12 protein-coding genes are annotated in these 13,757 nt (G+C 47.1%); 10 read left to right on the forward strand and 2 right to left on the reverse strand.

Annotated features, from left to right (window positions below):
• Positions 1–28: 28 nt before the first annotated feature.
• The gene (locus OCV37_RS17450) at positions 29–667 is read right to left on the reverse strand and encodes a TetR/AcrR family transcriptional regulator (RefSeq protein WP_245609155.1); all 639 of its coding nucleotides are present in this window, start codon (positions 665–667) and stop codon (positions 29–31) included.
• Between the two features lie 405 nt (positions 668–1,072).
• On the opposite strand from OCV37_RS17450, the gene OCV37_RS17455 reads away from it, so the two are divergent.
• The 10 genes from OCV37_RS17455 (at position 1,073) to guaD (ending at position 13,215) form a co-directional block, all read left to right on the forward strand.
• Positions 1,073–2,605: an ABC transporter ATP-binding protein gene (locus tag OCV37_RS17455; protein ID WP_038185036.1), complete on the forward strand. Its 1,533-nt coding sequence runs from the start codon at positions 1,073–1,075 to the stop codon at positions 2,603–2,605.
• Complete coding sequence (locus tag OCV37_RS17460; protein WP_051680823.1) at positions 2,598–3,731, forward strand: ABC transporter permease; 1,134 nt, start codon at positions 2,598–2,600, stop codon at positions 3,729–3,731. The genes OCV37_RS17455 and OCV37_RS17460 overlap by 8 nt, the downstream gene beginning before the upstream one ends.
• A complete protein-coding gene (locus tag OCV37_RS17465; RefSeq protein WP_038185034.1) occupies positions 3,731–4,663 on the forward strand; it encodes an ABC transporter permease in 933 nt (310 codons plus the stop codon). The genes OCV37_RS17460 and OCV37_RS17465 overlap by 1 nt, the downstream gene beginning before the upstream one ends.
• Before the next feature lie 317 nt (positions 4,664–4,980).
• On the forward strand, positions 4,981–6,057 hold the full coding sequence (locus tag OCV37_RS17470; RefSeq protein ID WP_038185032.1) for a BMP family ABC transporter substrate-binding protein: 1,077 nt from the start codon (positions 4,981–4,983) through the stop codon (positions 6,055–6,057).
• 92 nt (positions 6,058–6,149) lie between these two features.
• Positions 6,150–7,604: a xanthine dehydrogenase small subunit gene (xdhA, locus tag OCV37_RS17475; protein WP_084717528.1), complete on the forward strand. Its 1,455-nt coding sequence runs from the start codon at positions 6,150–6,152 to the stop codon at positions 7,602–7,604.
• A complete protein-coding gene (xdhB, locus tag OCV37_RS17480) occupies positions 7,597–10,146 on the forward strand; it encodes a xanthine dehydrogenase molybdopterin binding subunit (RefSeq protein ID WP_051680821.1) in 2,550 nt (849 codons plus the stop codon). Before xdhA ends, xdhB begins: the two co-directional genes overlap by 8 nt.
• Positions 10,143–11,090, forward strand: coding sequence for a xanthine dehydrogenase accessory protein XdhC (gene xdhC / locus OCV37_RS17485; RefSeq protein WP_051680819.1), 948 nt, complete (start codon positions 10,143–10,145; stop codon positions 11,088–11,090). Before xdhB ends, xdhC begins: the two co-directional genes overlap by 4 nt.
• A gap of 8 nt (positions 11,091–11,098) precedes the next feature.
• Positions 11,099–11,590, forward strand: a complete 492-nt coding sequence (locus tag OCV37_RS17490) for a 2-oxo-4-hydroxy-4-carboxy-5-ureidoimidazoline decarboxylase (RefSeq protein WP_038185030.1) — start codon at positions 11,099–11,101, stop codon at positions 11,588–11,590.
• The gene (uraH, locus tag OCV37_RS17495; protein ID WP_038185028.1) at positions 11,587–11,910 is read left to right on the forward strand and encodes a hydroxyisourate hydrolase; all 324 of its coding nucleotides are present in this window, start codon (positions 11,587–11,589) and stop codon (positions 11,908–11,910) included. The genes OCV37_RS17490 and uraH overlap by 4 nt, the downstream gene beginning before the upstream one ends.
• A 9-nt stretch (positions 11,911–11,919) precedes the next feature.
• Entirely contained in the window at positions 11,920–13,215 is a 1,296-nt protein-coding gene (guaD, locus tag OCV37_RS17500) for a guanine deaminase (RefSeq protein ID WP_038185025.1), read from the forward strand.
• Between the two features lie 69 nt (positions 13,216–13,284).
• Here the strand turns inward: guaD and OCV37_RS17505 are convergent, their stop codons facing one another.
• Positions 13,285–13,749 carry a hypothetical protein gene (locus OCV37_RS17505; protein ID WP_157635075.1) on the reverse strand — a complete coding sequence of 155 codons (465 nt, stop codon included), beginning with the start codon at positions 13,747–13,749 and terminating at the stop codon, positions 13,285–13,287.
• Between the last annotated feature and the right edge of the window lie 8 nt (positions 13,750–13,757).

A 13,757-nucleotide genomic window follows, 5' to 3' on the forward strand; every position in this document is an offset into this window, starting at 1 on the left:
GTCCACTGAACGCTTATTGGTGGATCATTTACGCCAGTGCATCCGTCCGGAGTCCAAGCCCTCTTAAAACCATTTCGACGACAAATTGTGTCGCATCTTCAAACTCTTGCTCATTCAGCGGACGCTTTTTAATCAGCGAAATTTCAGTATCACAATCAGCATAAAACTGCGTGGTCCCCCAAATCATAAATAACAGATACAACGGTTCAATCGGGCGAATTAAACCACGTTCAATCCAAATTTGGATAATTGTGGCCGTTTTTTCTGTCCACTTCACCATGGGGAGCTGCATGGCGTTCTGAATATGGTGGGCCCCATGAATTAACTCCAACGCAAAAATTTTTGATTCTTTTGGATGGGTACGGCTGTAACGCATTTTCCCCCGAATATAACGTTCAATCACCTCATCCGGCGGTTGAGTTAAAGCAGCTTCAGAAAATCCTTGGTTCCAAAGGTTAAGAATATCCGCCAATACAGCCAAATACAGACCTTTTTTAGACCGAAAGTAGTAAAGAATATTTGCCTTGGGCAAATTGACCCGGTCTGCAATAGCCTGAACAGATGTGCCTTTATAACCATGTTTAACAAATTCATCCGCAGCAGCCTGAAGAATCAAAGCTTCATTGCGCTGGCGAATCGTACCTGCCTGAGCCTTACGCGGCGACATTTGTCTCATAGAAAACAGCGTCCTTATTGGGGAATGGATCGAGTGCATTCCTTATTCCCTATCCTCTTCATTGCTGTCAAGTTTTTCTCTGATTTTTTTAATTATTACCGGGACAGACGCCCTTACTTTTAAGGACTCCTTTTCAGGGACAGAGACTTGAGTTGTGGGTGAGTTATGAGGACAGACGTCTTAGGCTTAGTTTTGAGGACACAGTTGTGAGGACAGGCATCTCAGGCTACAAATCATTCAATCATCAGTTCCAGGGACAGACACTGTAAAATTCAAATCCCTCCATGTTCTATCTATATATTATTCCCACGATTGATACTAAAATCAGCGACAATTTCACAGTTGGTCAGATATTTGCATTACGCCAGCTGATATGTTGAAGGGAATACATTGAATATGACAAAAATACCACTCTTGGAACTCTGGAATGTCAGTAAGTTTTTTCCGGGGGTTGTGGCAAATGATCAGGTGAATTTAAAACTTCATACGGGCGAAATTTTAGCTTTATTAGGTGAAAATGGTGCCGGGAAGTCTACCCTTGTCAAAATGATATATGGTGTCACACGTCCCAGCCAAGGATCGATTTTATGGGACAATCATGAAGTTGAAATCCACTCTCCTAATCAAGCCAGAACAATGGGAATTGGTATGGTTTTCCAACATTTCTCTGTGTTCGAAACACTGACTGTACTAGAAAATATCGAACTGGGTCTTGATCGGGAATATCTCCATAAAATTGAGAACCTGAAAGAGAAAGTGTTGGAAATCAGCCAACGTTACGATCTGCAAGTGGATCCGGATCGCTATGTCCATCATCTCAGCATCGGAGAACGCCAGCGGTTGGAGATATTACGCTGTCTCATTCAGGATATTCGTTTATTAATTCTTGATGAACCGACATCCGTTCTGACCCCTCAGGAAGTGGCCGGATTATTTCGGGTGCTGCGTAAACTGGCCAGTGAAGGCTGTAGTATTTTATTTATCAGTCACAAACTCAAAGAAGTCACGGCCCTGTGTGATCGAGCGGTGATTCTGCGCGGTGGAAAAGTCACAGGAGAGTGCATTCCAGCCCAGGAAACCCCGAATTCAATTGCTCGCATGATGGTCGGTAGCGATGCCGAACTCTCCGAAAGCTATCCAAAATCGTTGGGGGGACAGACGCTTTTACAGACCAATGCGCTGACTTTATCACCAACCCACCCGTTTGGGTGTGGCCTGACTGATGTCAATCTGTCCATGCAAAGTGGTGAGATTCTCGGTATTGCCGGCGTTGCGGGGAATGGTCAGGAAGATCTGTTAGAAGCGTTAAGCGGAGAAGATCACCGCACGCCGAAAGAGAGTATTTTCTTTCATGGCCAACCTGTCGGCCATTTAGATGCGGGGGCCAGACGTGCCCTCGGCATGGCCTATGTGCCAACCAACCGTTTAGGTCAAGGTGCCGTACCGGACATGACATTGGCAGAAAATACGTTACTCACACATACTGCTGAACTCTCCCGTTTCGGTTTTATTCAACAAAAAATGATGCAAACTCTCACCCGCAAACTGATCAAAGAGAATCAGGTCAAATGCCGTAATGAACAAGCACAGGCGAAAAGCCTCTCCGGCGGTAATCTGCAAAAATTTATTATAGGTCGTGAAGTGAATCAACAGCCGACTATTTTGATTTGCGCCCACCCGACTTGGGGGGTTGATATCGGTGCAGCCAGCGCGATTCATCGTCAGTTGATCGCTTTGAGGGATGCCGGTGCTGCAATTATCGTCATCTCGGAAGACATTGATGAACTGTTTGTTATTAGTGATCGCCTTGCGGCTATTTATGAAGGACACGTTTCTCCGATCGTCCAAACCAGTGAAACCAATATCGAGCAAATCGGCCAATGGATCGCGGGTGGTTTTTTGAAAGATGAGGAGATCGTTCATGCTTAAAGTCCAACCGCGTGTCGAAAGTTCACGCATGATGGCATGGTTTTCTCCGCTGATTGCCATTGCACTGACATTACTGATTTCCAGCCTGATGCTACTCTGGCTGCATGTCAGCCCAGTCAAATCTTTCAACGTATTCTTACTACAACCATTCAGCGATAGTTACAATCTTGGCGAATTAATGGTGAAAGCCACGCCTTTGCTGCTTTGTGCCATCGGTCTGGCAATCTGCTATCGGGCAAATATCTGGAACATTGGTGCGGAAGGACAACTGCTGATCGGAGCCGTGGCCAGCAGTGCTGTCGCCGTACATGTCAGTGAAGATGTCGGCGCTGCCATGCTAGTGCCCGTCCTGTTGGCCGGTGTTATCGCGGGTATGTGCTGGTCTGCCATTCCGACATTACTTAATCGTCTATTTCATACCAATATTATTCTGACCACGATCATGCTCAACTATATTGGGTTGTATGTTTTACTTTGGGCCGTTCACGGGCCACTGAGCGATCCGGATGGTTTTGGCTTCCCTGAATCGATTATGTTCCCTGATGGTGTGATGCTGCCGCTCTTGTCTGACAGCGGACGCGCATCAATCAGTATTGTTGCTGCAATTCTGATTGCTTTGATCACCGCAATCGTTCTGTTCAAAACATTGCCGGGATTTAAAATCCGTGTGTTCGGTGAAGATACGACCGCAGCACAGTATGCCGGATTTAACCAAAATAAAATTATCTGGGGCGTCATGCTATTTGCCGGTGCGTTAGCCGGATTCGCCGGCGCAGCTGAAGTCACAGGGCCAATTGGACAGTTGATCCCTTCCGTCTCTCCCGGATATGGCTATGCTGCAATTATTGTCGCTTATCTGGGCCGACTGCATCCGGTTGGTATTATTGTGTCATCCTTTTTCATGGGCGCTTTATACATGGGAAGCGATCTTGCTCAGATTGAGCTAGGCCTGCCGACTGCAGTGACCGGTCTCTTTCAAGGCATTCTGCTGTTTTCGCTGCTCGCGTGTGATTTCCTGATTCATTACCAAATTAAAGTTCGCAGAAAAAGACCAGCACCTACAGTGTCTGTCCCTGCAATGGCACCTCACATCAGCCACCAGAAAAATGACAACGGAGCGGCTTAATGGACATACTTTTCATTCAGCAAATCTTGATTGCTGCCTTAAAAACAGGGACCCCATTACTGCTCATTGCGTTGGGAGAACTGGTCTGTGAAAAATCAGGCGTCTTAAATCTCGGTCAGGAAGGCATGATGCTTATGGGTGCCATGGCGGGATTTGCCGGTGCCTACTTCAGTGGTAGTCTCGGCTTAGGATTGCTCATCGCAATGTTTGCCGGCACCATGATGGCCCTGCTGTTTGCCATACTGACTCAAACCCTGAGTACCAATCAGGTCGCAACCGGTTTAGCCCTGACAATATTCGGTACCGGGCTGAGTGCATTTCTCGGCAGTCAATTGGTAGGAAATACGATTGAAGGATTTCAGGACATCGCCATTCCCGGGCTCAGCCATATTCCCTTTATCGGGCCGATCTTGTTTCAACACGATATATTGGTCTACCTCAGCTTTATGATTGTCGGTCTGACTTGGTGGGTGATGCACCGTACTCGCTTAGGATTGACCATTCGTGCAGTGGGAGAAAATCCACATGCAGCAAATGCACTGGGGATTCATGTGATTCGGCTGCGTTATGGAACCATTGCATTTGGCGGGGCGATGGCCGGACTTGCCGGCGCTTACATGTCACTCGCCTACACCCCGATGTGGATGGAAAATATGACTGCTGGCCGGGGATGGATAGCGCTGGCACTGGTTGTCTTTGCATCCTGGCGCATTGGCTATCTCATGCTCGGCGCCTACTTGTTTGGGTGCAGTTCAATCATGCATTTGGTGATGCAAGGGTTAGGCATTGATATTTCACCCAATTTATTAGCAATGATTCCCTATCTGGCAACGGTGATTGTTATGGTGTTGATCAGCTCTGACGCGTTACGCCAAAAATTGGCAACCCCGATGAGTCTGGGAAAACCATTTGATCCCAAACGACATTCTTAGCCGATGACGCGGTCATCTCAGTAACCCATCATGGTGCGCATTTTGCACCATAATGGTTCACTTTATTACACGAACTTTGCATTCTCTGTTCGCTTATGAACGCATCGCTGAACAATTTTAAGTCGTTCAATCGATAGTTAAACTAAATTAAACCACGATGAGATTGGATTTTGTCAAAACACCATCATGTGGTCAGTTTTTTGCAAGCCTGCTTTTGATCAACGGTTTGGCAAAATCTGGTTTGATGAAAACAGCCCCTCACCGTTAATGTCTATACCCAATGAAGCATCATAATAAACAATGAAATGGAGTATTTCATGAAAATAAATCAGTGGTTGTCCGTCGCGGCCTTGTCGCTGTCAGCGTTGTTTTCCACTTCTACACTTGCTAAAGAACCACTTAAAGTTGGATTTGTGTATGTCGGTCCGGTTGGTGACCATGGCTGGAGTTATGAACACGATCAGGCTCGTCAGGAAATGGAAGCTCATTTCGGTGGTCAGGTCAAAACAACATTTGTTGAGAATGTATCTGAAGGCGCGGATGCGGAACGCGTCATTACTCAATTGGCAAAAGCGGGCAATGACATTATTTTCACAACCTCTTTTGGATTTATGAATCCGACGCTCAAAGTTGCCAAACGTTTTCCTAAAGTCGTGTTTGAACATGCAACTGGCTATAAACGCAGTAAAAATGTGGGCACTTATGCCCTGCGCACTTATGAAAGCCGCTATGTCTCTGGTGTTGCCGCCGGAATGACAACCAAATCGAATGTGATTGGCTATATTGCAACGTTCCCGATTCCAGAAGTGATTCGAGATATCAATGCGGTTTATCTCGGTGCTAAAAGTGTCAATCCGGACGTAAAAATTAAAATTGTCTGGGTCAATACTTGGTATGATCCCGGTAAAGAATCTGATGCAGCGAATGCCTTGATCGATCAAGGTGTTGATGTGCTGTTACAACATACAGATAGCCCAGCCCCACTGATTGCCGCAGAAAAACGGGGGGTGATGGGTATCGGACAATCATCAGACATGCAGCACTTTGCCCCCAAATCACATATGTTCTCTGTGAGAGATTATTGGGCACCTTATTATATTAAAACCGTTCAAGAAGTCATGGATGGAACGTGGAAGTCGACAGATTACTGGGGCGGTCTCAAAGATGATGTCATTCATATTACTTCCATCAATCCGGCTCTGCCGACCGATGTTAAAACGGCCATCCAGGACACGCAGGATAAGATCAAATCCGGTGTTATCGTCCCATTTGCCGGCCCGTTAAAAGATAATCAGGGTCATCTGAAAGTTGCAGCAGGAAGTACAGCATCAGATAAGGAACTGGTCGGGATGCATTGGTACGTCGAAGGAATTGACGCCAGTATTCCAAAATAATGTCTTCACTCACTTCGTGACCTTGTCGGTACGAAGTGAGTTTTTTTTCGACATAACTTGACCAAATGGACAGCTTTTCAGGGAAGAAAAATATGCTCGAAATGATGATCAATAACCAAACCGTCAGAATTTCATCGGTATCTGCCGATATGATGCTCCTGACTTATCTCCGGGAGCTGCGTGGATTAAAAGGCACAAAAGAAGGCTGTGCCAGCGGTGACTGTGGCGCATGTACCGTGGTGATGGTTGATCAAGATGAACACCATGCACTGCGTTACCGTCAAATCAACGCATGTATTACCCCGTTACATGCCGTACACGGCAAACAGATCATGACCGTGGAATTTCTTAAACAGGACGAACAACTCCACCCGGTGCAGCAAGCCATCATCAATCGGCATGGCAGTCAGTGTGGGTTCTGTACCCCCGGTTTTGTGATGTCGCTCTATGCGCTTTCAAAACAGATCATCCGGCCAAAGAACCCCGCCGATTTTCTGGCTGGCAACCTATGCCGCTGCACCGGATATGGGCCACTGATCGAGGCCGCCCATGATATCGTTCAAACCAATCCCCCGGATCCCCTTGATGCCCATCAACAAACAGTCCGACACTGGTTGACTCAAGTCCCGCCTCTCCAGTCTGAGCACTACTTTATGCCGGAGACTCGTCAGCAATTAGCCCAGTTACGCCAAACTTATCCAACAGCAAAATTAATTGCCGGTGGAACGGATCTCTCTTTGGAAGTGACACAACGTTATCAGCCTCTCCCTCGCCTGATCGATGTTTCCAAAGTCGACGATCTGCTCACCATCACTGAAAGCAGCGACGGGTGGCGATTAGGGGCGGCGATCCCCATGTATCGTATTCATCAGTTTATGCAACAACACTTCCCATCAACCGATGAAATTATTGAACGTCTGGGGAGTATTACCATCCGCCACCGAGCCACCTTAGGTGGCAGTTTGGGCCATGCCTCTCCCATCGGGGATATTGCCCCTTTACTGATCAGCTTAAATGGTCAGATTGAAGTGGATAACGGCAAACAGCGCATCCGATATGCACCCGAAGATTATATTACCGGTTATCGTCAAACCCGCTTGCAGGATGATGAATGGATCAGTGCAATCCATCTGCCCAAGATGACCGAACCGCAACGACATGCGATCTATAAAGTCAGCAAACGTTATGAAGATGATATTGCCACCGTGGTCCTCGCCTTAAATTTCACGTTTGATGATCAGCGGCATATCAGTCACTGCATTATCGCTGCGGGAGGGGTTGCGGAAAAATCTGTTCGCCTGACAGCACTGGAAGCGCTCTTTATCGGCCAGCCCTTAACCCAGTCGCTGATCCGCCACGTTCAGACACAGGTCCCTCAGGTTATTCATCCCCTGAGTGATATTCGGGGTTCAGCCCAATACCGGATTCATCTGGTGCAAAATCTACTGCAACGCTATTTCTTTGAGTATCAGAGCATTGCCGTCCAGCAGGAGCAGACCGAGACACAGTATTCACCGATTAAAACGAGGTTGACTTATCATGCGTAAACTTATCAGTCAGCCCTATACGGGACAGCCAACCGACTCACAACATTGTTCCGACGTCGTGGGTCAATCCTTACCACATGAAAGTGCAGCCAAGCAGGTCTCCGGTGAGGCACTGTTTGTTGATGATTATCCGGAACCGCACGGATGCTTACATGGGGCATTAATCACCAGTACCATCGCCAAAGGCACCATCAAGCACCTCGATCTTTCTGAAGTACAGCGTTCTCCGGGCGTCATTCGCGTCATCACTCATCACGACATTCCCGGTCATAATGACATTGGCACCATCCACAAAGGTGATCCGCTCCTGTGTCAGCAGGAAATCCGTTATTTTCGTCAACCCATCGCTTTTGTCATCGCACAAAACCACCGACTCGCCTGTCAGGCTGCACAGAAAGCATTGATTGAATATGAAGAAGCCAAAGAGCCCGTCATCTCATATCAACAAGCGTCACAGCAAGCACATTTACTCCCGTCCCACCGAATGGGAACCTACCAAGGACAGACGCCAGTACAGAACCTACCGCAGAATCTACAGAGGACAGACGTTCTTGGGAACCTACCAAGGACAGACGCCCGTAAAGCGTTCCGGGGACAGACACTTTTAGAAGCAAGCCCCATCAACCTCAGCGGCACGCTGGCGGTCGGCGGACAAGAACATTTTTATCTCGAGGGTCAAATCAGTCTTGCAGAAGTGACGGAAGACGGCGGTATTTTTATCCGGGCATCAACTCAGCATCCAACTGAGGTGCAAAATCTGATTGCAGAAGTGCTGAACATTCCATTCAATCGCGTCACGGTTGATATGCGCCGCATGGGTGGAGGGTTCGGCGGCAAAGAAACTCAAGCGGCCGCATGGGCTTGCCTTGCCAGTCTGGGGGCAAAACTCACCGGTAAAGCCGTAAAATTCAGACTCCCGCGGGCAATCGACATGTCTACGACCGGAAAACGCCATCCCTTTTTTAATCGTTATGAACTCACGACTACCGACGATGGGGAAATTTTAGCAGCAACCATCGAAGTTAACGGATTATGTGGCCATTCAGCCGACTTGTCTGATGCCATTGTCGATCGAGCCATGTTCCATGCCGACAACGCTTATTTTCTCGGTCAGGCCAGTATCATTGGCAATCGCCTCAAAACCGATACGGTTTCACATACGGCATTCCGAGGATTTGGTGGACCACAAGGGATGATCGTGATTGAAAAAGCAATTCAGGACTTAGCGATTCAATTGCAGCAGGATCCATATGATCTTCGCTTAAAAAATCTTTATCGTCCGGGAAAATCTGTCACACCCTATGGGATGGAAGTCGAACAAACCGCGGAACTTCATGATGTATTCACCCGGCTGGAAACTTCCTGTGATTACCGCCGGCGACGTCAGGAAATTCACGCATGGAATAAGCATCATCCGGTCCTCAAAAAAGGATTGTCCCTCACCCCCGTCAAGTTTGGAATTTCTTTCACAGCAACGCACCTCAATCAAGCCGGTGCACTTATCCATATTTACACCGATGGAACGGTACAGGTTTCACACGGCGGTACCGAAATGGGCCAGGGACTACATACCAAAATTCAACAAATTGTAGCTCAGACATTCGGTATCCCAACCGATTGGATCTTAGTCACATCGACGAGAACCGATAAAGTACCGAATACCTCGCCGACTGCAGCTTCTTCTGGCGCGGATCTCAATGGCATGGCAGCGCATAACGCAGCCGTGACGCTCAAGGAGCGACTGCTTGAATTTGCATTAAACCACCACGCGTGTCTGTCCCCGCAGTCACCTCAGCCACAGCAAGAAGTTTACGAACGTCTGTCCTCACAACTGGATCCACCTGAAATTAAAGATGGCATCCTCTATCTCGATGGTGCAAAAATCGAATGGGCGACCTTAATTCAGCAAGCTTATTTAAATCGTGTGTCCCTTTCTGCAACGGGTTATTACAGTACGCCTAAAATTGGTTATGACCGTTCGCAAGCCTGCGGGCGTCCCTTTTTCTATTTTGCCATCGGTGCATCTTGCTCAGAGGTGATGATCGATACACTGACCGGAGAAATGACGGTTGAGCGAGTAGATATCTTGCATGATGTTGGCCGTAGCTTGAATCCGGCCATTGATATCGGACAGATTGAGGGAGGTTACATGCAGGGATTAGGTTGGCTGACAACAGAAGAGCTGATCTGGAATGACCAAGGCCATCTTTTGAGCCATAGTCCGATGAATTATAAAATTCCAAGTATCTGTGACTACCCGAAACAGATGAATATTGAACTCTACGACGTTCCCAATCCAGAACATAGTATTTACCGTTCAAAAGCCGTCGGTGAGCCCCCTTTCATGCACGCTATCAGTACCTGGTGTGCAATTTATGATGCCATTACTGCAATTTCAGAACATCAATGTATTGCCGATCTGGATACGCCGGCCACTGGTGAAAGAATCCTCATGGCTTGCCAGCAACAGTATGAGTGGCTGGCACACCGAACACAGACCGCTACGTCCCATAACGAAGCAGACAGAGAGGCATCAAGATGACTGTCCTGACAACCGTTCATACATCCATCAACACAGCAATGCACTGGCTCGATGCTTGTCACATGTTACAGCAGCAAGGCAACGACTACTGTCTGGCGACCCTTGTTGCAACAGTCGGCTCAACACCCCGCGCTTGTGGGGCAAAAATGGTGATCACCAAGCTGGGACAATATGACTCTCTCGGAGGCGGAAATTTAGAGCAACAAGTGATAGAAACGGCCAGAATTGAACTGCAACGTCGTTGTCAGCAATCCAGTCAAGAAGCAACGATATCGATCGAGCGATATAGCCTGACTGCCGATCTGCAACAATGTTGTGGAGGGGCTGTTCAGGTTTTATTTGAATATTTCAACACGAACCAACCGCATGTGGCTATTTTGGGGGCGGGTCACATTGGTCAGGCGCTTGCTCCGATGATTAACAAGTTACAATGTCACCTAACTGTTTTTGATTCTCGCCCGCACTGGCTGGCGCCACTGGATGAACAGGGAATTTCAACGCAATGTTTTAACTCTGCTGAAACTGTGATTCAAGCGTTACTCCCTCAGACACATCTGGTGATCATGACGCACGACCACCACCTAGATTATGACTTAACCCGGCTGGCCCTTGAACGACAATGCTTTCCATATATTGGCCTCATCGGCTCTGAAGGTAAAAAACAGCGTTTCACTTATCGGCTCAAAGAACAGTTGAGCCAGTCCGAACTCGTCTCCCAGTTAACCTGTCCCATCGGACACCCCGACATCAAAGGCAAACGCCCCATGCAAGTTGCACTTTCCATTGCGGCTCAGCTGAATGTGCTATTTGAACAGCGACAAGCGCCAGTTCAGCCCTCAGTCAACATCGAACCAACGTTGGCTAATTCAGGTCAAGAACAGCCACAACGCCTCTGGCAACAAGCTAATATGTTGCATAAAAACGCATCCAAATCTCCCCAGTGAGGAAATTGATGAACGCTGCACCCCGAACGATTGATTTAACTCCGTCTCAATTGGCTCAAATCTGTACCAGTACGTCATGGCAGCAGTTTATGCTCGAGCATATGCCAATTTCCGACTATGCGGCATTTTGTCATCATGCTGATGTAGCATTTGCACAACTTTCAGAACCTGACTGGCTGGAAGCGTTTGCCGGTCATCCAATGATTGGCGATCTTGATACGTTGCAAAAGAAATACAGTCAGGGAAAACATCTCAGTGAACAGGAACAGGGTAAAGTCAAACTGGCATCGAAAGCTGTACTGCACGATCTTTTGTATTACAATCAGGCCTATCTGAAAAAATTCGGCTTTATTTTTATTCTTTGTGCAAGTCAACAATCGGCAGAACAGGTCTTAGAGCAGATAAAAGCCAGGATCAACAATAATCGCAGCGATGAATTGATGAATGCGGCCATAGAGCAACAAAAAATTAGTCGCCTGCGCATGGAGTCTTATCAATGAGTACATTAAGTTGTCATATTCTCGATACCAGCTCCGGTATGCCTGCAGCCGATGTCCCCGTGACACTTTATCGTTATCAGTCCGGAGAATCACTTGCATCAGCAACAACTGATGCCGATGGTCGTCTCCGCTTTACTGATCTCACTTTAACATCCAATAACTATACGCTCTCATTTGATGTGGCATCCTACTGTGAAAATGCCTTCGGTCAGGTATTTTTTCCCAAAATCGATGTACATTTTCATATGGCGGAACAAAAGCATTACCACATACCATTACTACTCTCGCCCTACGCCTATTCAACCTATCGTGGAAGTTAAGAGTCAAGTATGCAGAAAACATTTCACCGGGGCGAGATTTTACATTTCCCCACAAGGACAGACAGTCCTGAGCAAAACTACCAATATCTAAATGACGGTATCCTCGTTATCGAACAAGGAAAAATTATTGATTTACTCGATGCCGATGTTTTTTTTCGGCACCACCCTATTGCACCGGAACAGGTAGAAACACATTCGGGATTATTGATTCCGGGCATGATCGACAGTCATGTTCACTACCCGCAAATGGAAATGATTGCCAGCTACGGTCGCCAACTGTTGGAATGGCTCAATGACTATACATTCCCAGTTGAAACAAAATATGCAGACTCATCCTATGCCGCGTTGCAAGCAGACGCTTTTATCAAGCAATTGTTTGCACACGGCACAACAACAGCCAGTGTCTTCGCGACCGTTCACCCGCAATCCGTCGATGCTTTCTTTAATGCAGCAGCAACTTATCAGGCCCGAATGATCTGCGGCAAGGTCCTGATGGATCGACATAGTCCTGAGAATCTACGTGATACTGCAGATTCAGGCTATCGAGAGAGTAAAGATTTGCTGGAAAGATGGCATCATCAGGGACGAGCCTTGTACGCGATTACGCCGCGATTTGCACCGACAAGCACACCGGAACAACTGGCGCTGGCGGGACAGTTAGCCCAAGAGCACCCAGATGCTTTCATTCAGACACACTTAAGTGAAAATACTGACGAGATTGATTGGGTTAAAAGTCTATTCCCGGATGCCAAAGACTACTTAGACGTTTATGAACGCTATGGATTAGTGCGCGACAGAGCCTTATTCGGTCACGGAATTCACCTTGAGCCAAGAGAGTACCAAGCACTGGCCAGCAGCCATAGCAGTGTAATCTTCTGTCCGACTTCAAATCTCTTTATCGGTAGTGGTCTATTCCCCTATTTTTCTGTCAAAGAACATGGGATACCGGTGGCGATTGCCAGTGATGTCGGAGGCGGCACCAGTCTCAATCTACTGGTAAATCAGGCAGAAGCTTACAAAATCCTGCAATTACAGCACCAGAATCTCAACCCTTTTGAGTCGTTATATCTATGTACACAAGGGGCTGCGGTTGCAATGCAGTTGGAGCACCAAATTGGCAATTTAAATCCCGGTACAGAAGCTGATTTTATTGAGCTTGATATCAATGGCACACCGATGCTTAAACAGCGCATGGCGCAAGCAAAAACATTGGAAGAAAAACTATTTGCTTTAATTATGCTGGCTGATGAACGTGTGATCCGTCAGACCTATGTGAATGGACAACGGGTGTATTCCCGTCAATGAATGACACCATATTCGGGACATCATACTGATGTCCCGGAAGCTTTCCCAAAGGATCGATAAGCCAACTACTTAGCTTCGATGACACTGAATATTATCGGGTAAGTTTTTGGCTTTTAACGATAAATGTTGTTGATCCAAGCGAATAATATCGAGTGTCCCGCCCGCATGTTTAGGAATATATTGCTTAAGATTGAGTATTGCTTCCCATTCAGGATGAGTGAGATTTTCCACTTTCAGGTCATTGGCCTCAAGGATCAGCTTATCTCCTGCTACTTTCCAAGTACCATTCCCGGCAACAGAGTACGACACTTCAATCGGCTGTCCCGGTAAACGAGCAATCAATGTTCCTTTGGTCACATACTGATGAGATGCAAGGTAATGTTCCTGAGTGGTTAGATTCAACTGATACAAAGGCTGGCGAAGAGCAGCAGTGCAATCCCACTTTCCCTGCAATAAAGACATATTTTCAGCGGCCTGAGTTGCTACCGAAAATCCACTGCATAAACAGCAGCATAGCAAATAAAAATAACGCATCACAATCA

It is taken from the genome of Vibrio rhizosphaerae (assembly GCF_024347095.1).
GTDB classification, from domain to species: Bacteria; Pseudomonadota; Gammaproteobacteria; order Enterobacterales; family Vibrionaceae; genus Vibrio; species Vibrio rhizosphaerae.